Origin of the sequence: Microcoleus sp. D3_18a_C4 (genome assembly GCF_036702415.1) — a bacterium.
Lineage (GTDB): Bacteria > Cyanobacteriota > Cyanobacteriia > Cyanobacteriales > Microcoleaceae > Microcoleus.
Window position 1 is genome coordinate 1 of sequence record NZ_JAUBTI010000071.1, and the last position, 21,142, is coordinate 21,142.

Annotated in this window: 21 protein-coding genes, 1 tRNA gene and 2 pseudogenes; 7 read left to right on the forward strand and 17 right to left on the reverse strand. The window is 46.5% G+C overall.

Annotation, left to right across the window (positions count from 1 at the left end; all coding sequences use genetic code 11):
- Positions 1–1,679, forward strand: a pseudogene (locus QUB16_RS23895) (hypothetical protein); the annotation flags it as partial.
- Positions 1,680–1,899: 220 nt separating this feature from the next.
- Here QUB16_RS23895 and QUB16_RS23900 read toward each other — a convergent pair.
- From QUB16_RS23900 to QUB16_RS23910, 3 genes are read right to left on the reverse strand one after another with little or no spacing between them, the layout of a single operon-like run.
- Entirely contained in the window at positions 1,900–2,064 is a 165-nt protein-coding gene (locus QUB16_RS23900) for a hypothetical protein (protein ID WP_333150251.1), read from the reverse strand.
- Positions 2,048–2,383, reverse strand: a complete 336-nt coding sequence (locus QUB16_RS23905; protein ID WP_333319979.1) for a DUF5615 family PIN-like protein — start codon at positions 2,381–2,383, stop codon at positions 2,048–2,050. The genes QUB16_RS23900 and QUB16_RS23905 overlap by 17 nt, the downstream gene beginning before the upstream one ends.
- Positions 2,367–2,687, reverse strand: a complete 321-nt coding sequence (locus tag QUB16_RS23910) for a DUF433 domain-containing protein (protein WP_333150254.1) — start codon at positions 2,685–2,687, stop codon at positions 2,367–2,369. Before QUB16_RS23910 ends, QUB16_RS23905 begins: the two co-directional genes overlap by 17 nt.
- 479 nt (positions 2,688–3,166) lie before the next feature.
- On the opposite strand from QUB16_RS23910, the pseudogene QUB16_RS23915 reads away from it, so the two are divergent.
- The 3 genes and pseudogenes from QUB16_RS23915 (at position 3,167) to QUB16_RS23925 (ending at position 4,053) form a co-directional block, all read left to right on the forward strand.
- Positions 3,167–3,344: pseudogene (locus tag QUB16_RS23915) on the forward strand (type II toxin-antitoxin system HicA family toxin).
- A gap of 44 nt (positions 3,345–3,388) precedes the next feature.
- The gene (locus QUB16_RS23920; RefSeq protein WP_333319981.1) at positions 3,389–3,616 is read left to right on the forward strand and encodes a type II toxin-antitoxin system HicB family antitoxin; all 228 of its coding nucleotides are present in this window, start codon (positions 3,389–3,391) and stop codon (positions 3,614–3,616) included.
- Positions 3,617–3,660: 44 nt separating this feature from the next.
- The gene (locus QUB16_RS23925; RefSeq protein WP_333319983.1) at positions 3,661–4,053 is read left to right on the forward strand and encodes a DUF423 domain-containing protein; all 393 of its coding nucleotides are present in this window, start codon (positions 3,661–3,663) and stop codon (positions 4,051–4,053) included.
- Positions 4,054–4,136: 83 nt separating this feature from the next.
- On the opposite strand, the gene QUB16_RS23930 is transcribed toward QUB16_RS23925, so the two are convergent.
- Positions 4,137–5,231, reverse strand: coding sequence for a hypothetical protein (locus QUB16_RS23930; protein ID WP_333319985.1), 1,095 nt, complete (start codon positions 5,229–5,231; stop codon positions 4,137–4,139).
- A gap of 827 nt (positions 5,232–6,058) precedes the next feature.
- Here QUB16_RS23930 and QUB16_RS23935 point away from each other — a divergent pair.
- Entirely contained in the window at positions 6,059–7,549 is a 1,491-nt protein-coding gene (locus QUB16_RS23935; protein WP_445251159.1) for a phosphoglucomutase/phosphomannomutase family protein, read from the forward strand.
- 370 nt (positions 7,550–7,919) lie between these two features.
- Positions 7,920–8,195 (forward strand): LapA family protein, encoded by a 276-nt coding sequence (locus tag QUB16_RS23940; RefSeq protein WP_333202540.1) that lies wholly within the window; start codon positions 7,920–7,922, stop codon positions 8,193–8,195.
- A gap of 14 nt (positions 8,196–8,209) precedes the next feature.
- On the opposite strand, the gene QUB16_RS23945 is transcribed toward QUB16_RS23940, so the two are convergent.
- From QUB16_RS23945 to QUB16_RS23960, 4 genes are all read right to left on the reverse strand, one after another.
- A complete protein-coding gene (locus QUB16_RS23945; RefSeq protein WP_333319987.1) occupies positions 8,210–9,214 on the reverse strand; it encodes a hypothetical protein in 1,005 nt (334 codons plus the stop codon).
- A 60-nt stretch (positions 9,215–9,274) separates the two neighbouring features.
- Complete coding sequence (locus QUB16_RS23950; RefSeq protein ID WP_333319989.1) at positions 9,275–10,525, reverse strand: transposase; 1,251 nt, start codon at positions 10,523–10,525, stop codon at positions 9,275–9,277.
- A 378-nt stretch (positions 10,526–10,903) separates the two neighbouring features.
- Complete coding sequence (locus QUB16_RS23955) at positions 10,904–11,974, reverse strand: hypothetical protein (RefSeq protein WP_333319991.1); 1,071 nt, start codon at positions 11,972–11,974, stop codon at positions 10,904–10,906.
- 557 nt (positions 11,975–12,531) lie between these two features.
- On the reverse strand, positions 12,532–13,206 hold the full coding sequence (locus QUB16_RS23960; protein WP_333055855.1) for an Npun_F0813 family protein: 675 nt from the start codon (positions 13,204–13,206) through the stop codon (positions 12,532–12,534).
- A 1,323-nt stretch (positions 13,207–14,529) separates the two neighbouring features.
- On the opposite strand from QUB16_RS23960, the gene QUB16_RS23965 reads away from it, so the two are divergent.
- Positions 14,530–14,603, forward strand: a tRNA-Arg gene (locus tag QUB16_RS23965).
- Between the two features lie 83 nt (positions 14,604–14,686).
- Here QUB16_RS23965 and QUB16_RS23970 read toward each other — a convergent pair.
- The 9 genes from QUB16_RS23970 to QUB16_RS24010 form a co-directional block, all read right to left on the reverse strand.
- Complete coding sequence (locus tag QUB16_RS23970) at positions 14,687–14,965, reverse strand: flagellar alpha dynein (RefSeq protein WP_333319992.1); 279 nt, start codon at positions 14,963–14,965, stop codon at positions 14,687–14,689.
- A 32-nt stretch (positions 14,966–14,997) separates the two neighbouring features.
- A complete protein-coding gene (locus tag QUB16_RS23975) occupies positions 14,998–15,315 on the reverse strand; it encodes a hypothetical protein (protein WP_333319994.1) in 318 nt (105 codons plus the stop codon).
- A 139-nt stretch (positions 15,316–15,454) separates the two neighbouring features.
- On the reverse strand, positions 15,455–18,307 hold the full coding sequence (locus QUB16_RS23980) for a DUF3854 domain-containing protein (protein WP_333319996.1): 2,853 nt from the start codon (positions 18,305–18,307) through the stop codon (positions 15,455–15,457).
- A gap of 133 nt (positions 18,308–18,440) precedes the next feature.
- A complete protein-coding gene (locus QUB16_RS23985) occupies positions 18,441–18,959 on the reverse strand; it encodes a hypothetical protein (RefSeq protein WP_333319997.1) in 519 nt (172 codons plus the stop codon).
- Between the two features lie 40 nt (positions 18,960–18,999).
- Positions 19,000–19,305: a hypothetical protein gene (locus QUB16_RS23990; protein WP_333319999.1), complete on the reverse strand. Its 306-nt coding sequence runs from the start codon at positions 19,303–19,305 to the stop codon at positions 19,000–19,002.
- Positions 19,298–19,885, reverse strand: coding sequence for a hypothetical protein (locus QUB16_RS23995; protein WP_333290257.1), 588 nt, complete (start codon positions 19,883–19,885; stop codon positions 19,298–19,300). The genes QUB16_RS23990 and QUB16_RS23995 overlap by 8 nt, the downstream gene beginning before the upstream one ends.
- Positions 19,876–20,139: a hypothetical protein gene (locus tag QUB16_RS24000; RefSeq protein ID WP_333320001.1), complete on the reverse strand. Its 264-nt coding sequence runs from the start codon at positions 20,137–20,139 to the stop codon at positions 19,876–19,878. Before QUB16_RS24000 ends, QUB16_RS23995 begins: the two co-directional genes overlap by 10 nt.
- On the reverse strand, positions 20,140–20,649 hold the full coding sequence (locus tag QUB16_RS24005; protein ID WP_333053783.1) for a hypothetical protein: 510 nt from the start codon (positions 20,647–20,649) through the stop codon (positions 20,140–20,142).
- Positions 20,646–21,125, reverse strand: coding sequence for a hypothetical protein (locus tag QUB16_RS24010; protein WP_333320003.1), 480 nt, complete (start codon positions 21,123–21,125; stop codon positions 20,646–20,648). Before QUB16_RS24010 ends, QUB16_RS24005 begins: the two co-directional genes overlap by 4 nt.
- Between the last annotated feature and the right edge of the window lie 17 nt (positions 21,126–21,142).

Consider the following 21,142-nt stretch of genomic DNA (forward strand, 5'->3'; position numbering starts at 1 on the left):
CTCCGGTGACAACTCCGACTCCGGTGACAACTCCGACTCCGGTGACAACTCCGACTCCGGTGACAACTCCGACTCCGGTGACAACTCCGACTCCGGTGACAACTCCGACTCCGGTGACAACTCCGACTCCGGTGACAACTCCGACTCCGGTGACAACTCCGACTCCGGTGACAACTCCGACTCCGGTGACAACTCCGACTCCGATTACGACTCCGACTCCTGTTACGACTCCGACTCCGGTGACAACACCAACTCCGGCTACGACTCCGACACCACAGCCCGCATCCTTCGATGAAAAGTTCTACCTTGTCAATAATTACGATGCTGCTAACGCAATTTTGACTGGGCAAACAAAAACAGCTTGGGAACATTACCAAACTGTCGGCAAAGCTCAAAATCGTGCTAGTGCTCCGTCTCAGGTAAGCACTTTCAACATCACATTTGACTATCGGTTTGATACCAATGGATTCTTCAGTGACCCCATCAATGGCCCCAACCGCAAAGCTACTTTAGAAGCAGCAGCAGACTACTGGGAAGCCGTTATCCAAGATGAATTTCCCAATGTTCCTGCCGGCACCGAGTTCTGGATTAAAAATCCTCAAACTGGACAAAAAGATAAGGTTGTTTTAAATCAGGACATTGACGATCTTGCGATATTTGTGGGTGCTCGACCTTTAAGTGGCTCTGTTGGAGAAACACAAGGCGAGGGTGCTGGTTATCAAGATGCAACGAATTTTTCCTATGTTTTATCTGATCGGATCAATGGGGTGAATTATGAACCCTATGCAAGCACCATGTCATTTGCTTCTAACCTCTCGTATAGCGTCGAGCCAAACATTTTCGACTTGAGTGCTACTCCGAGCGAACAAGGCAATGATGCCAGCTTGTTTATTACTGCTGTCCATGAGATAGCACACGCTTTAGGGATTGGTCTTTCACCAGCTTTCCGTGCAAGAACAGTTGGAGCCTCTTTTGACGGTTCCAATGCCAGATCTGCTAATGCAGGCAATCCTATTCCTCTTAGAGCCGACTTGGGACATCCAGCTAGTATTGTTAGTAAAGGTGGTTTGCCATCTCTTCTTGGTGATGGCGGTGGTGCAACCTATATCCCCACTAAAGTTGATTTAGCATTGCTTGCAGATGTTGGTTACAAATTCCAAGGATTTACCGTTCAAGATTCAACGCCAACCACTGCAACTGAGGGAGATAATAAAGTCCTTGGTACAGATTTGGGTGATACTCTCAACGGTTTAGGGGGTAACGACATCATCAACGGTGTAGCTGGCAATGATACCTTGATTGGAGGTGCTGGTAACGATGTACTTAACGGCGGCGGTGGCAATGATACGCTGATTGGTGGTCTTGGCGAGGATGCCCTGACAGGAGGCCCTGGCAGCGATATGTTTATTTTTGATGTCGCAAGCGGTAAAGATGGGATAGGGGATTTTACGGTAGCTGATGACAAAATACAGTTGGCCGCTAGCTATGGATTTAAGGACGGAGCTACTGTTTTAAGCGCACCTGGAAACTTCTTCAACGGCACAGTAAACGATGTCAATGGCAATCCCGATCCCGGTAAACGCTTTGCTCAAATCACTCTCGGCTCTAATTCGGGGAATGTTATTACGATCGTTTACGATAATAATTCCCTGACGGCAGCGAATTTCATCATTCTCTAAATCTAATCATCAGATAGGTTTGCGATCGAGGCGATCGCCCTTACCAAAAAAGGGCGATCGCCTTTATTTATCTTGTCTTAAACACTGGCATAATGTTTAGCGATTAACTCTCTAACTAACGGTAATAACTCCAAAGGAACTTGAACTCTTTATTATCAAACGCTGCTTCATCTTCTGCTACCGCTTCATCTTCTGACTGTCGATTCAGGGATATGAACAATCAAGTCGGACAAATTCGCGATCGCCCCATCGAGCAAGTGAGCGCGATCGCTCTTCTTCCCTCCACGTTTATCTGCGGTAAAAAAAGAGCGATCGCTTTTTTGGGGAGGGGCGATCGCCTTTCTGGATGGGAAGGGCGATCGTTAGTCTTAAATAAACTCCACACGCCCTGTCAGATCGTCCAACTCAAGATACTCCCAAATCATTACCAAACTTCTCAAAATTTCTCCAATAGAGCGACTATTTTTATGACAGTAAATAATCCCATTATGAGGTAATCCAGCTTCATTTATCCTTAAAAAATCTGCATCTTGAGTAAAAATTACTCTCCCTTCGGCCATCGCAAATTCTACATGAAGTTCATCAGGCTTTCCCAATAAGCCTGCTTCAGTTGTAGTCGTCACATTAATCCCATACCTTCGCAGGCCAATCGCAATAGCATTACTTACATTTTCATCCAAATGAAAGTTAAGAGTTCTTGACATTTAGGCTTTTTAATTTTTGCTGAAGGATAGAAGGATTTTGGGCTTGCAACCCCCGAACAAAGGTTTCATCTTCTCTAATTTGTGTCCTAATTTCTTCACGATGATCGTGATAATAAGTCAAAGCTGCATAAACATCAGCTAGAGTAATTGAAGGATAATGGTAAATAATCTCCTCTGGTGACATTCCCATTTCCTCATGCCAAATTACCACATCTTGTACCTTAATTCGATGTCCAGTAATGCAAGGTTGCCCACCGCAAAAACCGGGATTAATTGTAATATGTTCAGAAATTATGCTTACCATAAATTAGCCTCTGAGTCAGTTTTGTTAGTTCATCTGATAAGTAGATTTTACCAGTCAAAAATCAGAGAATTAGATACTTATTTTACATGAAACAAACTCGGATGTCAAGCGATATCAAAGGTTTTGGTATTGTCGTTCAGGCTCAGGCGTTGCATTGCCCAAATTGAGTTATCGATCGCATCAAAGATTGTCGTGGGGAATGCGAGAGACCCTACAGATATTGTGGGTATCTCGCTTTTCTTTTGCGAGGTGCGATCTCCCTTCATCCCTCCACTTTTATCTGTGGGGAAAAAGTGCGAGATCCTTTCTGATGGCAAGGGCGATCGTCTTTATTTATCTTGCCCTAAACACTGGCATAACGAAAGGATTACTGTAGAACAAGGCAGAATCTATCTCGGATTACAAATTTTGACAACCGCTACTTTCTGGAATATAATTAAAGTGTTCCCGTCCCCTTGCCACAATTTTAATGTCTGCTTATGCCCAAAAAGATTCGAGAACTCAAAAGCCTGCTGCTAAAAGCTGGGTTCACTTATCGTTCGGCAAAAGGCAGTCATACCAGATGGGTTCATCCTTTACTACTATCATGAACCAATTACCATCGCTGGAAATGACGGCGATGATGCGAAACTGTATTTAGAGAAAGAAGTTAACTGAAAGCTAGGAATATTGAAAGCAATTCAAGAAGAGGAATCTGAATTATGAAATTACCTTATATAATTGTTATTCAATGGTCTGATGAAGATAACTGCTACCTAGTTCACTTACCTGATTTTCCATCCCAGCAGTTCCACACTCACGGAGATACCTACGAAGAAGCTTTGAAGAATGCAGTAGAGGTTTTAGAGCTTTTAGTTAAAGAATATGAGGTAGACGGTAAATCTCTCCCAAAACCTAAAACCATAGCAGAAAACCTTCTATTTGCTTGAACCGAGGTTTGAAGCGAGATCCCTTCTCCAATCCACATTAAATTATGTCATCACTAATCCTAATTCGCATTTTCATAGCAACCGCAGCCCTTTTCGGAGGTTTATCCGTTGCAGGCGGTGCTTTCGCCTCCCACGCTTTGAAAAATCAATTGACCGATCGAGCTTTAGCAATTTTTGAGACCGGCGCCCGATATCAAATGTACCATGCCCTGGCTCTATTACTCGTCGCTTTACTCTTGAGCCGCGCCCAAGAGTCTCAAACCTTTTTTGCAGTGGCTGGATGGGCTTTTATTGCCGGCACAATCATCTTTTCAGGCAGTTTGTACGCCCTGAGTTTGAGCGACATCAAATGGCTGGGTGCAATTACGCCACTGGGGGGAGTTGCTTTTATTGCCGGTTGGGGATGTTTGGCAGTGGCAGCTTTTAGTTTTAAATAGGCAATTGGTAAATGTTGAGACAATTTCCAATTCCCAATTCCCAATTCCCAATTCCCAATTCCCAATTCCCAATTCCCAATTACCTAATTTTCAAACACATCGCTGGAAAACATCTCAGTCAAAGTACGCAAGTAAGGTACAAATACCGTTAAATCTTCAGCAGGAAGCCGATCGCATATTTCCCAAAATAAAATCAGCAGCATATCCTGCACTAACTCCCAACTTACATGAAGTTTGGGGTACAACATCACGCAAATTGGAAACAATTCTTGCTGTACCGGGCGAATACTACCTTCCAAAACGCACCAGCACAAATAGCTTTGAAAAATCTCCACATCCCGGATACCAGAATTTTTTACCTCCCGATCGCTCAAATACCCGCTGCTGCTGCGGTATCCTTGATGCTGGGCACTAGCTCGATCGTACACTGCACTAGCAATCTGAGTCGTGTGCTGCAACAAATGCTGAACGGCTAATAGAGCTCTTGAATTCGGGGGCTGATTCGCCGCAGCCTCGTTAATCTCTCCGTAGGGAATGTGCAGATAGTCGTCTACAACTTTTAAGTAGGGTGCAAATTCCGCTCGCTCTGACTCCGAAAGACATCCTAACAAGATTTTGCTAGTATATTGAAACTGCATTGTCACAAATCCCAGCACTAACGGATCTGTCTCTGAGTATTTTCGCCTCACTTTGATAATATCTTTTCCCACCAGCACTGACAAGCGGAAAACAGGTTCTCTATCCGCATAAGCGTCTATTGCTTTCCGATATAAGGTGCGAGAATCGGCGGCAATTTCTAAAGAATTAATTAAACTTGGATCGATCGCGTGCCGCTCTATTTGTTTCCCTAAAAGAGCTTCTACTCTACTCCAAGCTATCTCGCTGGCTAATTTCAGGGTATCTGTCAATTTGTCAACTATTGGGGCCCTATTTCCCTCAAAATTAGTTAAATCGAGGCTGGGGAGAATTTGGCGTGGCCCTTGGTTCTCTCGTGTCGCAACTGTACTGTAATATTTTTTTGCCCAGCTAACTGCGAAGGAAGAAACGCTGACACCTTTAGCTTTTGGGAGTTGGTCAGTGTCGGGTCCGGTAATACCTTGGGACGCCTGAATTGCGCCCTGTTGAAGTTGGTCGGCTGCTGGTAAAGATTTTGAAGATATTTGTGAAATACCCGTCATGATAAACCTCGTTTTTTTATTAAGTCGCACCCGATCGATTCCCCTAATTTTTAACGTTGTTAACTACAATTTTCTGCCTTTGTACGCTGACAGTCATCAGCCATTACGCTTAATGCTATAAGCCATTTGGCTTGACGGCCTGCATCTTTTATAAGTTGCACGTTAATAACGTTATTTATTGTGCGATCGATCACCATCACCCTGTGATCGCGCTCCTAATTTATTTTTTTGACCTATAAAGAGGACTCGACATAAATTTAATTGGTCTTAAAATCTGATAATTAAAGTCAACTCTGCCTCAAAAAAACTGCTGCTTGAAATACTTTATCTTTGTGTTGGAGCGATTTGGTCGATCGCCCTAATTTCTTAATGAAGCTAGGCTACAGCACGATCTAGGGGTGACTTTGGTTAATTTATTTCTATAGCTGAATTAGAAATGTATTGTGAGTCTGGCGATTGTTAGTAAACTCTAACAAATTTAATAATCGGCTTTTCTAAATAAAAAATTAAATTTGAGATGAGAATCAGATTTATGTGCATTTCGTTAAGGCTATTGCCAGGGCTGTTTTTTGCGATCGGTTTTTTAGCTGCGCCGTGAAGCGAAGCTATCCCGTAGCGAATCGCCCGCAATTGATCGTCGTCCCTTCGATCGGCAAACTACCCTTCAAAACCGGAATTAGCGCCTGACTAGCCCCATCCCTCCCACATTTTGCCCACTCTGACTTGTTCGAGTCCTCTGTCGGAGGCCCAAGCCTGTCCCTACAACGATAGGATTAGGTTGATGCGGGCCCCACGGGCGATCGCTCCTCACAAACAGCACGGCCAGTATGTCTTTAAGGCTATGGCTTCGGGTAGGATTAGTAGGACGAGAGGAAGTGGATAAAATGAGCGCTAGCAGCAATTCAACAGAAATTAAGTTCGGAACCGATGGGTGGCGGGGACTGATTGCCCATGACTTTACTTTTGCCAACGTGCGAAAAGTCACCCGTGCGATCGCCAGTTACCTAGAAACCGCTTACACCAAAGACCGCCCAGTTCTAGTCTCCTACGATACCCGCTTTCTGGCAGACGAGTTCGCCCGCACCTCGGCGGAAGTATTGGCAGATTTGGGATGGACGGTGAAAGTGGTCGATCGAGATTGCCCCACACCAGTCATCGCCTACAGCGCCAAGCATCTCAACTCCGCAGGAGCCCTGATGTTCACGGCTTCGCACAACCCCGCACCTTACTGCGGCATCAAATACATCCCCGACTACGCGGGCCCGGCTACCCCGGAAATTACTGATACCATTGTGGCAAATATTGCTGGTGCTTCTGATGCCCCAGCCAAAGGCAGCCACAACGATAAAATATCCAGTTTTGACCCGAAACCCGAATATCTGAAGTTTCTTTATACTTTGATCGATGTGGAGCGGATTCGCTCTGCTAAGTTGAAGGTGAAGTACGACGCTCTCTACTCGACTTCTCGCGGCTATCTCGATGGGGTTTTGGAACACTGCGGCTGCGAAGTCGAAAGTTTTCACACCTACCGCGACGTGCTGTTTGGTGGCGGAATGCCCGAACCCAAGGGGGAACAGTTAGTTGAGTTGGTGGAAGCTGTTAAGAAGGATTCGGCGGATTTGGGTTTAGCTACCGATGGCGACAGCGATCGCTTTGGTATTGTTGACGAGTTGGGAAATGTCTTGACTCCAAATACTGTGCTGTTGCTGCTGGCGCGTCACTTGGTTAAGAATAAAGGATTGACTGGGGCGATCGTCCGTACAGTCGCAACTACCCACTTGCTGGACAATTTGGCCGCCAAGTACGGTTTAACAATCTACGAAACCGCAGTCGGTTTTAAATACATCGGCGAAAAAATGCGGGAAACTGCGGTGCTCATCGGTGGCGAAGAATCTGGCGGTTTGAGCGTTTTGGGTCACATTCCTGAAAAAGACGGGATTTTGGCTGATATGCTAGTTGCTGAGGCGATCGCCTATGAAGGCAAACCGCTTTCTCAGCTAGTCGAAGAAGCCATTAAAGAAGCCGACGGCCCCCTGTACAACAAACGTTTGGACTTGCACCTAGAAGAAGCCCACAAAGCAGCCGTTTTGGAATCTTTTACCAAGAATCCCCCCACAGAAGTAGCAGGTATCGCCGTTAAGGAAATCGGCCGCAAAGACGGGATTAAACTTTATCTTGAAGACGGTGGCTGGGTACTGCTGCGGCCTTCGGGAACCGAACCCTTGATGCGCGTTTACATGGAAACCAATTCTGTGGAAAAAGAAAGCCAAGTTGCCCAACACATGGAAAAGGTAATTTCCCAATTAGAACCTGTTTAAGTTTCTACCTATTCTAACGGGGGGTTTTTCCCCTAGCGCTTGGGATTGTGAGGTGCGCCGAAGCGCACCTTACGTATTTTTTATAACTCTGGCAAAGCCTCTGAACATTAATCATCGATACTGCTGAGCCAGTTATATATTTGCAATACACTGGGATTTGTTAAAGTTTGGGATTTGTAAATTTATCTATTTATTTTTAATTTTTAATTAATTTAAAAAATTCCTAAATTTTTTCCGAATCTACTTGACTTTTATCCAGATAAAATTGTATATTATTAAATAATGGGGTGTTTGCAAAAATAAAATTTTCACACATATTTCGATTATAAAACAATTATACCAGTTAAATTACTAGCCTGTCAACCCGTTTATGAAAACAATTCCTCTGCTCGCCATTAGTTTTTTAGTAGCAATTTTAGTCAGCGCGATCGGCATTATCTCAGTGCAGAACGCCGCCCCAGTATCCTTAAACTTTATCTTTTTTCAATCGATACAAATGCCCGTAGGAGTAGTATTGGCAATGAGCCTGAGTGCAGGACTGATCGGAGGTGCGCTACTGCAACCGCTGTGGAACCTTTCAGATTCCCAAAACTCGCGTCCTAAATTTCCGGCAAATCCAGAAGAATCCGACACCGTACAATATTAAATAGATTTGATCCCTTATAGGGAATATACCTGACCGTCAATCAGCAGCCGAGTAATTCCCTTAGCTCGCAAATAAGGCGCTGCTTTTTGCAGCATACTGCTGTCAGGAATCTTGAAAACCCTTTGATTGCGAGTAGCAAATCGGCGGGCCACTCGGTGATTGTCAAACACTGCCAGAGTTTTCTCGCGAATTTCCGCCGCCGGAATTTGGCCGAGGTCGCCAAAAGCTTTTAGAGGTCTGGTGATTAACTCTGCCGCCCGATCGACCACCAAATAACAAATTTTGGGCAGAGATGCTTCGCTTAAAGGCAAAACTTGAATTAGTCCTGTACCCCGAAGCTCGTTAGCGAAGCCCTCGAAGAGGATCGACTCCCCTGACGATATTGAACCCAGCAGACGGCCTTCAAATAGAGAGTCTTCATCGTCTAAATCTTCGTCGAAGTCGTCATCTAAATCATCCTCATCCTCATCCTCATCCTCGTCATCTTCCTCGAAATCGCTAAAATCTTCACCTGCCAGCAGCCCGGATGCTGGCAGCATTGCCTTTAGTTCACCAGTTACAACAGCGCGGTGGCTGCGATCGGCAGTGGCTGCTTGGGCATTTGGCACATCAGAAACATCCAAATCCGACTCTACATTCCCTCGAATTTCGAGTTCTGCAACTGGTTCAGGGACTGATCCAGAACGCTTTCGGATCGTCGGTCTCGAATTTGCGGCTGACTGCAGGAGGGGGACTGACTCCGACAGGGGGACACCTACAGGATCGATTTCGCCATCTGCCGACGGCTCAGTAGTCCTCTCTGTCGGTTCAGAAACACTGGTGCTAGAGGACAAACGCTTTTGTTTTTGCTGCACTAGAAATTCGTATTCCGGCCCCGACAAAGCCCCCTGAATGATGCGCCTCACAGTCGAACTGCTCACTCCGTAGCGCTTTGCCAGAGTGATAGTATTCTCGTTTGACTGTCGGTACAGCCTGATGAGTTCGCGTTTGTCTGAATCGGAGAGTTTTGTAGGCGTCATGCCAAGTTTTCCAGCAAAAAGACTTGATACTCCCGACTGATGAATCAGGGGGATTCTTGACTAAGACCATAAAGGGACTTTCAAAGGCGTTATCAATGCGCCTCTACTGACTTCTTTGAGACAAAGCCCCAAAGTTGCCGCTACTTTTCTACCGATATTGCCTGCCCCATTGCAATCAGCATTAATCAACAAACCTTCAAGAGTACGGTACAATCCGCGCTTAATTCTTTGACCGCAAGGTTGCCACCCTTCTGGTTTTTCGCAGAATTTAGGTAGCAAATCAAGATCGATAAAGGAAGCCTTCGACGTATACGACTCTTCGGTTTCCACAAACCGAATCCCGTACTGCTCGCATAACTGAGCAATACGGGATTTTAGCCGGCCAGTTGGAATCTGAACAAAATTTTGATTAGTTTTATTTCCTAAACTAATACCATTTTTCATGACAGCATTCCAGCCGAATACTACAGTACCAATTTTATTGAGCAAGCAATGATTTATTACTTTTCGAGCTGCTTTGTTGACAGCATCCCGCATGGTGCGATTGCGATTCTCAGTTAAACCCTCCAATCGTTTTGACCAGTAACCATTCGCTTTCCCTGACATCAAAAACGCAACACGCTTGTTATATCCTTGATTGATGGACTTCAGATGTCGTCCGTCAATTATTAAGCTAGTCCCCACATTGCTGATACAAGTCAACCAATTGTTCATCCCGTGGTCGATCATCAAGACCTTGGATTGGTCTACCTCTACTTGGACATCTTTCAGTTTGTAAATCAACTCTAAATAGAAGGCACCGTTTCGAGGTAGAATCCTATATTCTCTGATTGCTTTGTAGTCGAGATTGGTAGGCTGAGGAAGATAGAAAGCATCCAAGCCGAACCAAGTTTTAACCTTGCTGCCCAATGGGAATCTCAGTAGTCCATCCTTAAGCCGGACAGAGCGACCTGTATAAGTCACTAAAGCTAGACCGCCTTGTCGATAATTCGGTAATCTAGGTCTTTGGGTTACAGTGCCTTTGCGAATTCCTCTCAGTAGTCCAATGTAGGATTTAAAAGACTCAGCGACGGTAGTTAAAATCTGTTGCGCGGTATCCGAATAAAATGCTTTGTAATGCAAGTTCTGGTTTTCTGTACCAAGCACTTTGTGCAACTGGGCCCTACTCGGTATCTTGCCTGTCTTGAAGTACATTTGGCGAGCATAATATATTCCGCAGTTCGTCAACTTTGACGACTCGCTACAAAGGAATTCTAGAATTGCTTTTAAGTCTGTATTGGGACTTATTAGATTTTGTTGGCATCCAAACATATTCTCTTTCCTCCTTGTTAAATTATACTATCATAGTAGGATTTCATCCTGTCAAAAATAAACAATATAATTCTGTTTATGTTCATGATTTGACCCCTGCTGTAGATCGATCTACAGCAGGGGTCAAATCTGTCGTAGCCTATCTTCTGCTATGAAGGAATTAATTGAGGATAAAGATGTTAGGCGACGGTCGTCGCTGCCACTTTCCTCCCCATGTCTAAAGCCAGGGCTTCTCGCTCGTTTTTTGGTGAAAAGACGCAGGCTAGCAGTCAGCGAACTGTGATTTTTCATTTTCGATTTCAAGCTCACAGATGCCGACAAGGGCAAAACAGCTTTCGCGTCCCCATCGCTTGCCAAAGCAACCCTAACCTCAAATCGCTAGGCGGCGCGACGACTGCGCCTGCTCTGGCGAGAACGGGTTGAGATGTCATGTTCCAAGATAGCTCCAATCCCAAACAGGATGGCACTGAAAACAAAAAAGACTTCCAGCAAACTGCCGCTTTGATAACTACCTTCAGCCTGAGTATCGCGCCATTTAAAGTACATATCTGCGATGTAAAGCGAAAAAGTTGCCGCCGCAATCATTCTCCAAGATTGGGAAAAACGTCCTCCCCAAAACGCCAGCAGCAATGCAGTAGCAATAATCAGCAGAAAAACGTCCCCGACGATGTAAAACAAATTGATTGCATAGGCGTAAGGCGACAGTTGCTTGTCAAGTGCTATTACCCATGCGGGAGTTTTACTTGGTTCTGCTGCTTCTTCTTCTTCTTCTTCTGCTTCGGGTGCGGATTTAGCAGCAGTCGCGGCTGTTCCTTTTACCTTTGAGTTGGACGAATTTTCTAAACCAGGCCCTTTTGCCCCAGGCGCGGGCGCAGAGCCTGTCACTACTTCCTGGGTGGCTGCTGGAGACATTCCTAGCTGTAGCTTCCAAGACTCAGGTGCAGCAACCCAGATAGCTACAGCAATCCCGAAGGCTGCAATTCCCGCTAACAAAGCCCACTGCCAAATTTCTAGATTCAGCCGTTTGGAAGTCACAGCGATCACCATGCCCCCAATCAGTACCACATAGCTGCCCAGATAAAAGGCATCTGCGGGGGACACGTCCGGGTCGGCCTCGAAATACAGTTCCCAAATGCCAAATAGCACACCGCCGATAAAATAGAACAGCATCCCCAGACCAATGCCCAGCCAGACGTTGCGCCCGCTGACCATGTGCGGGCTTTGCCAGTTTCTAAAACAAACTAATGCAGCTCCCAGGTATGCCCCGCATTCAAAAATATAAGTGCCGATCGAGTACCACAGAGGTAAACCCTCTTCTGCTGAGAGGGGGACGCTGAACAGCAAAAAGAACAGCAGCGCCATGACAGCCCAGACAATGCCCACAATCACTAGGGTCTGAGCTGACAGTAAAGATGAAGATGTAGATGACTTTTCTGAAGTGCTACTCATAGGGATTCCACGAGACCTAACTAGCGGTTGAACGCACCCCATCTCCATCTTTGATTGGAGATGAGGATTCTTTCGCCAAAAACCTTAAAAAACCTCGATCTGACGCTTCCGGGATAACTGGCGTCCTCAGTGTGTCGTCGGGGCTTTTGCCCTCGTACACTATAGAAAGACTAAGCAAGAATAATATCTATTTACTAATTCAATAAATTAGTCGTTAGTCGATCTTGTACCCGGAAATATAATGATAGACATACGGTAGATGTCTCCACCTTTAAGGTTTTTACAGTACCAAATCTATCTCTGAAATTATACCCTCAAAGGTTGAGGTATCTGTTTTTTGCTTTCCCACTCCCCTACTCATATCAATGATTCTAGGTGGGGAATGCGATCGAAACTTAGTTAAATTGCCAGACCATAGGTGGCATCCAAACCGAATCAACAATTTGGTTGGTCAATACAAGTTGGCAATCCAACCTGTATATCGCGTACCCCCTACAGTGCAATTATCTAAGATCCATTATCTCGACCCAATTGTCTGAGCAATTGTCACAGATTTTCTATCCTGCGATCCACAACTTGTTGAGGGCTGATTGTTTCAGCCAATCTAGAAACTGAGTCCGATCCGGTGCTGGCATATCTTGCAGCACATCGCTCACTCCCTCCGCGAAGTCCGTATTGCCAAAATATGATTTGCCCAAGCGGTGGAGTTCTTGCAATAAGGTCTTGAGATGCTGCTCTTGCCAAGGAGGCACCTTGTGATTTTGCAAGGGACTAACGGTTAGCCAGTTTTTTATCGCATCAGGGGAGTCTGCCTGGGGGAAGTTTCCCTGCTGAAATACCTTGGCGATATCTTTCTGAAACGATGTGGCTTGCCTTGCGCCTAAGAGGTCTTCTACATCGAAGTAAACAGCTTGGAGGAGCAGCAGACAAGCCTGCGCGAACAGTGGTGCTTTGGCTGCTTCATTCCCTGCCGGTTCTTCACCGGCAAGCTGATCTAAACGGACTTTTCCCCAGACGCTATATCTATCCGGCTCTTCTAGCAGAACACAGGCTTTGCCTCGGTTGTCGGTTAAGTCCCGCCACAAGGCTCTGGCGTCTTCTGCTTGCTTGCCGTTGAAGGCGCTGATCAGGCGAAAAGTCTGCCCCTGATAATTGAGAATGGGAATTTGTTGATCCCGTTTTGGGTGTTGAAAATTGGTTATTTCAACATCCTGCCGTTTCAGAATAAACATGACACTGCGATTTGACTCCTGTCATGGCCGAGGTGCTGTGCTTTTGACACTCCCGATGCCTAAAGGCGAAGGGATTCTTGATTCAGCGAGTCCACTTAAATTAGCAGGATTGCTCCCGATCACCCAGAGATGGTTCTGCTACACAAAACTTGGCTAAACTTATTTAAGTCTCACCATTCAATCAGGATTGCTCCTAAAGGGTCTGCTTCCTGTTTCACCCAAGGGAGTCGGCTCCCTCTTGTCCACAGGCGTTAATTCGGGTGGAGCAACGCCCTAATTGAGTTAATTTTAGTTGAAGCTTTTAGCCATGAGTCATCCAATATTTTCAACCAATTTAACGAAACGCGGACTCGCGTTCGACCTTGTAACAGGCTGGTCAGTTTTGACTTGCACGGTGGTTTACTCTCCCAGATAATTAAGCCTTTGTTTTCGGCACTGAGGTAATCATACCGCCCAGAATGTTAACCATTCAAGTTAAGTATGACTAATTTTAGTAAACTTTTTGGCTATGCAAGTCCAACTCCTCAAGCGTTCCGATACTTTTTTGCTAACAAATGCTAACAAATATCTAAGCTGAGATTGTCTCTCAGCCTTGGCGTATAAATCAATGCACGAAGGAAAATCCCCCGCGCACAATTTAGGACTGCTGTACTGGCAACGCTTGATTTTCGCGCTCGTGCCGAGCGGGCGATTGACTGTTTTGCTTTGATGCCGTAGAGGAAGCTTATATAGAGGCTCCGTACCATCAGGGATTTTCACCTGAGTCTTTCAATCCTAGTTCTACCACATTTTTATGAAATATCAAGTCGAGCAGAATGTTAGCCAACATAACTCAATATCAGCAAATTAGTCATTCTGACTCAACTCATACCTCAAATCAGGGGACGATCTCTGGTTTGGCGGTAATGCGGTCAGCGTTTTAGGCTTTGCCGCTAGGGGATGTTAACATAACCAATAGACATCTGGGAAAAAGCACCTGTGACTCTTGTGCTGTCTGAGTTCCCTCTTAATTGGGAGAGATATCCGATCGACCAAATATTGGGGTTTCAACTCGACCTCTAAATACTTTACCCGAGTTTACGTCCTACCTAGTTTTGATTGTAAATTGACAATTATGCGGTTTGCAGGTGAGTCCCTCCAGCTTTTGTCAGATACAGTCTTGAAGGCAAAGGCACTCTCATCATCTTGGTTTTTTTCCCGAACCATCCCGCTGCAAGCCATATTTTTCTAGATAAAAGCTGTTTCTGCGTAAGTCATCAAATAATTTACTTGCTCGATCGCACACTGCACCGATACAATAATCTTGTTAGCGATTTTTAAGTTGGGTGCGTAACTCAGTTGGATAGAGTAGCTGCCTTCTAAGCAGCGAGTCGCAGGTTCAAGTCCTGCCGTACCCGTTAGACAATCCTTTTGCGTAGTAAGGGTTTAAGGTTGACTAAGCTACCGAAAGCCTGGTTTTCCGCTCATCTTTAGCTCAGTCCTACTTTTCTAAGTAGCTGAGTATGTCCAAAACTGCCTCCATGTCTGCCAAGTTTGCGCCGGACTTTTTGCGCCGCGCTCTTAACTGGTTGAGCAAGTCGGTCGGCTCTGGAAATTCTGCGACGGTCGGAGCCGAGTTTTTAATTTCCTCCCGATCGCGCCGCACTTCCTTGAGCTCTTGCTCCAACATCTGCACCTTCAGTCCTAAATCGCCGTTGCGCTCGTGTAACTCATTCAGTTCCTTATCCCATTCTGCAAGCTGCTTGTTGGCCGCTTTCAATTCCTGCCTGAGTGATTCATCGTTGCCGTCACTCAGGCACTCAATTTTCCCAGCCGTTCCTCAATGGCGGCCATCCGTTCCATCACCGGGTCAAGGCGATCGGCTACAACCTTGTCTACAGTGTCTACAATATCTGTAGACACGACGCTATCATTGCTTCGTGTAGACAAATCTGTAGGTGTTGTAGACAGTGTAGACAGATGCACTGTAGACAGTGTAGACGTGCCTGAGACTTCCTTGAGAATGCGTTGTGCAGCTTGACTAAGCGACTCACCCTCTAGCTTCTGAGCTTCTATCCAGTTCAGGAAGTGACCGGAAGCCCTAAATGATACGACTTGACTTTGACTCATTGTAGACACCTGTATACAGTATTTGTCTACACTAACTGACAACTGTCTACACTGTCAACAATTTGTAGACAAAACTTGTAGACACGAAAATCCCCCAATTAAGGGGGATGGGATTCAGTCGTTAGTTGTCAGGCAGTGGCTAAATTTTTCCTTGGAGACGGATGAGTTCAGCAATTCGATCGCGGACTAATTCGTCTTCTCCCTCCAACCAGTCAGCGATAGTAGCAGCGCTGTATTTCCGTCCCGGAGTATTCCATCCGAACAGTTGAGTAAGCAGGGCTTGTAAATGTTCAGAACGGTACTCAGGCCACCAGATTAGTGCAATGTCTCGCATTTTTTCTGCGTCCTCTGGGCTGATAACTTCAGGTACTGATGCCACTGCCGGCTCTGACTCTGGTTTTAATGGGGGCTGAGCTTGCGGAGATTGAGTGAGTATGTTTACCATTTTCTCGCGCTCGCTTTGTGGCTGCTTTGAGAACCATTGCAAGAATTCTGTAAAAGGTGAGGAAATTGAGTTGCCAGAGTTGCCAGCGCTCTGTGTAAGGGTTTGTGGGTTGCCAACTGGGTTGCCAACTGGGTTGCCAATATTTTCTGGCAACTCACTTGGCAACCCAGTAACCCTTTCTGCGTCTACTGGCAACCCTGGCAACCCAGTTTTGCCAATTCTTGTGGAACTTTGTACAAAGCTAATTCCAAGCAGGTATTTTTGCCCTCTCCGTTCCATTTCGTCACGACCGTTATATCGGTGAACTTGTACTTTAGGGAAAATCTCGCTAAGCCTTGATGACAACTGGTTTACAGCCTTCACCGGAGCGTCATATTTATTGGAAAGTTCATTCCAAATCAGCTTCTCCTTGGTGCCGCTAGTCTCTCGCTCTAGAATCCCTGCATCCTCATACCAAGCTTGCAATTGCTCCCACAAATCTTTAACCCAGACGCGGCCGCCAGACTGAACCTCCAAACCAACCTCGCGGGCAAACTGCCACAAGTGCCGACTTTCCTCTTGAGCTTCTCGCATCGCTTCACGGGTTGCCTTGTAGTCAATGCCCTCTTTCAGTAGCAGTGGCAACCGCTCCAACATCTTGTTGAGCATCGCCGGCGCAATCCGCTCAAGGATAAAGTTCTCATCATCCTTAAAGCGCGGGTCAGCTTCTAATTCACCCTGAGACGGGTCAGCGTTACGCTTGTAGGTTTTCTTGAAACTCAGGATGCCGTAGCGGTCATCAATGGCGGCCGTCCCTCCAGTGATAGACGGTAGTTTGTTGCAGTTGGCAAAAAAGGTAGCAACAGGCTTGTATTCGTAGCTGTCCTTACCTTTGGGTTCAATATCAATCGGGTCGCCAGTAATGAACTGCTTAAGGCTCTGGATGTTGTCTAGGTCTACTTTTGAAGTGTTCTCAGAAGCCCAGTTGCAGACACCCCCTAGAACACCTGACAAATTGAACTTGCGGCCATTATCGTAGGACTTGAAATCCGACAGCGACTTGTTAGTCATTCCCCGCCCGAATACAGAGGCCAACACAGCTCGCAGCGCATCCTTGCCGTTAGACCCCTCGCCGTAGCACAGCAAACCTTTAACTCCCCGCCCCGTCAACTTCGATCGCACAAGCTTCAAGTTCAACCCAGCAGCAGCAGTTCTCAGGAATATCTCGCGCTGCGAGGGTTCCAGACACTCCAACAGGCGATCGCAATCCGTCGCGTCAATGTCGGGGTCATACGTGCAACCGACATAGGTATAGATATTTTTGGGGTCATGCGGCACAAGCGAGTGGGAGCCATCAGGATTGATTTTCAGCACCCCTTTAGTAGTGTTCAACCCATCAGGATTGATGGTATTGGGGTCTACTGCCACAGCCGAAAGGATGTAAGTGTAGACCTCTTTGAAACTGGCAGAGTTGGCACGGTTGCAGCGATATTTACCCCCCACGAATTCAGAGTAGGTGCTCAACCACTCAAGGATGCGTCGTTTCTCGGTAGCTTCCGATCGCAACTCGTAATGAGTCCCGGTGAACTCAAAAAGCTGTCCTGCTATTGAAACCCAGTGGCCGCCAGAATACAGCGCATCAACAGCTTTCTGGATATAGTTTTGCTCTGGAGTCGGTGCAGTGTCTGGGATGTAGTCACTTGACCTACTGTCATACTTCTGGCATACTACTTCTTCTCGCGTGCGCGGGTGAGAAGTAAGAGAAATATTAGGGTTTGAAGCGTCAATTTTGCGATCGCCTTTTTTAAGCTGCTTCTCCCACTTCTCTAGGGTTAGCGCGCTCGCTACAGCCTCTTTGAAAGCGTCACCACCGTTAGCTTTGATGAAATCATCCATCCCTTTGAACTGGGTATCCCAAACGGTGATGTGTACCTCACACCCACACTCAACCAACAAGCGGCCAAACTTCAAAATAGCTGCACGACAAGATGGGTTGGCCGCATAGTCGGAGTCAAAGTCTACGTAGTGAACGGTTCCGGGTTCTGCCCACTCCTTCACAAAGTGCGCTAATTCCCCATCTTTGCCCCAGTTCCACACGCCTGTTAGAGCAATGGTTGCAAGTTCAATACTCAACCCAGCCCCAGCCTTCTTGGTTCCCTCTGTCCAGTGACGGGGAATCGATTTGTCAGCGTGAACCTTTGCCCAATAATCCTTATCTGGCATTGCTAGGAATATGGCGTCGGGTTCCATGCCGCTGCCTGTGAGGTATTTGCGCGGTTTGGAACCTTCTGGCTGATGTGGTTTGTCTGGCTTGCCTTGGCCGTACCAGTTGCCGGCCCGTTCACCAGTTTTCCAAAGGACACCGCGAGCCCACCAGCCCCCCGTTTTGATGGGTTCCTTTGGACGGATGCGCTCGTTGAGTTCTTTGACGGTCAGCGATTCGATGTTGAGAGAGGCGATCGCTTCTGATACGGCTGAGCCTTCAACCCACTCGGTCAGGTGCTTGCGGATGAAAGTATTAAATTTTGGGAATGCAGAATTTTCCCCAGTGGGGTATGATGTATTCACGAGTTTACGGCTCACCGCCTGGTGAGTGTGAATCCAAAAGCCGTTGCAAGCTAGGTTCCAATTAGAGAGCAGCGGTTTTTTGGTGTTTATAGTTTTTGAAAAATTCAAGGCATAGGAGGAACCGCCCCGCGAGTTAGATTGCGGGTGCGATTAAGCTGTCGTTGCGAGCACAGCCGCCTATTTCGGCATCAGGCAGTGGGATAAAGATTGGGAAGGATGGCGGCGCCCGATCGGTTGCTCGAACAGGTAATTCGATATCGGTGTCTACGAGCACCGATTCTTTAGCAAGCTCAAGTCGAGTCTGGGGAGTTTTCTCAGGCTTGTTGATGAAATACTTTATCTCTGCGAACATCTGGGCTCGGAAGGTACAACAAATATATTTCCAGAGTCTCATCCCTCTCGGATGCCATTCCCGGCTGCGCTCTCCAAACTCCATAAGGGATTCTCCGGCCCCTCCATTCCAGAAAGGCTTTAGACTGCGCTTGACTCGGTTGACAAAGGAAATACATTTTGCATCCATATCGAACATTTTAAGCGACAAGTCGCACTTGATATTTTCGGACAAATTTTGTCCCGGCAACGAACCGAAAACGTAAAAAAACGTACCGAGAACGTACCAAAACTCACTCGTCGGGTTTAAAGGTAAAAGCACTAGACGAGTGAGTCAGAACAAGGCTTTCAGCGCCGCCAAGTCAGAGGGACTCTTGTCCGAAATTTCGGACGGATTTTTCTGTACCCTGACCACCCAGAACTGCGTCCCACGGTCGAGGCTGTGGTTCCCCTGGTGTTGCCGGCACTGCTACCCCAAGCTGAGGCAATTGCAATTCGTTGAGGTAGTAAGCGTACTGATTGCCATCCCCTCGTTGTGGGTAGAATTTGCCGTTAGTTTTCCAGAAGAAATCTTTACCCCGCAGAACCGCCAGAACTAACTCTATTTCTGACTTAGTACCAGTCAATCTTAGGGCTGCTGTTGTTGGGATGTTTGGCTGTTTAGTCATCACTTTCCCCCTTCACAAACGGCATCAAAAACTCATACTCAGCCTTCGCGTCCCGGTAGGATTGACTACTGCCGGCTGACACTCCCCAAACTTCTTTAAGGATTTTATTCTTGCCAGTGATGCCCTTCGCGTGACATTGCAAAATCAGTTCGATTTGTTCTTGCTGCCTAGTGGATAAATTCACTACAGCGAGTTCGCCAGAATCGCCAGAAGTCTTATTCAGTAGCAGTTCTAGTGATTCTCTTATCGAATCGAGTTCTGCCTCTTGTTCGTCTGTTCGTTCGTTTGTTGCCAGGATTTGTTCTGCTTCCTGTTGTCTTTGTTTCTGAGAAATGTATACGCTGGTGCTGATTTCATCCACCACATCGGCAGTGATTGCCCGCTCTTTAATTGCCTCAATCTCCCCTTGTTCGGACAGTTTGCGAGCGATATTACCCGCCGATACTGCACAAGCAATCGCAGCACACAAACTAACACCTTGCAGCGCTTTGTGAGTGTCTAGCTTTTTGTCTAGTGCTGCTAGTGGAGTCAGCCAAAGAACTACAGAGGACGCGCTTAAAACGAACAGTTTTAGCTGCATAGAAATACCCCCAAACCAATCAGGAACATCGCTAAACCGCCAACTAGAACTGCCTGTAAATCAGCCACTGAAACCTTGAGTAGTTTACTCAGGGAGTAGTCAAGCAACCAGCTCAACCCCCAAGCAATCGCAATCGCTGCTAACAGGAATGAGACGGCTTTCATTGCCATTGGATGCAGACTCGCTATCCACCCCAAAAGGGAGAAAGCGACGCATCCGGCAACGAAGTAGTTAGCCAGATACATCGCTTTCATTTAGTTAGTCCCTCCCGTGAGTTTGGCTTTGATTTCATCAATCCGAGTGCGAGCGTCGCTATCAGCTTTATCAATCCCTAAACCCAGTCGCGCATAACCGGGACGCAAACTGTGCAAGTGCTTAGCCAGTCGAGTGTCTGAGCGCTTTTTACCCAGTTCATTATCAGCCACAACACCCTCATATTTGCGGTGATGACGGTGAACTTTAGCATCGGCTTCTTCAACTTTTGCCAGTGCTTCATAGGCACGTTTAGACTGTTTTGCGCCGTCTGTTTTCTCCTTAGCTAAATCCTTCATAGCGTCCGCTTCTTCCTTCGTGAAATAGCGCGGTGCTGGCACAACTGGAACACTACGGATGCTGGAAAAATTACCAGGATTTAGCGGTGTGATGACACTTGCGTCAGTGCTTGCCAAAACTTTTGACTTGTCAATAGCGTGTCCGCCGTCGTTGCTGGCAGTCAGTTTTCCAGCATCAGAATTGCCGCCAAAAAGGCGTAGTTGTAAGCTCATAATTTTGTCCCGATTTGAATGTTGATGCGAACTGGGAGAGGAAATAAATTCAAGGGGTTGATTTGTCGCCACATAGACATTGCCAGCACAAACATTCCCGTCGATGCGAGTACGAGTGCGATGAGTTGAGAGAGGTCAACCCAATCTAAAAAGCTGGTGGAATTCTGGCGGGTAAAACCATAAACAGGGAACGAACCGTCGTTAGTCCAATTAAGGGTGTCTACAGTGTCTACACCTTCTAAATCAAGCGGTTGAGATGTCGCGTCTACACTGTCTACATTTAAAGTGTCTACACTGTCTACATTCACTGTGTCAAGCGATTCACCGTCAACGAGGTACAGTTCTAGCAGCGCTTCCCACGTAGCAGTTTTAGAAAGCTTCCCAAACTGCTTGGCATCCTCATTGGTGAACCCACGGTCATAGGCGATCGCCCTAAGTTGGTCAATGCGACGGTAGCTGACGGTAGGTTTAGTCATGGCAAAACCCCGTCAAC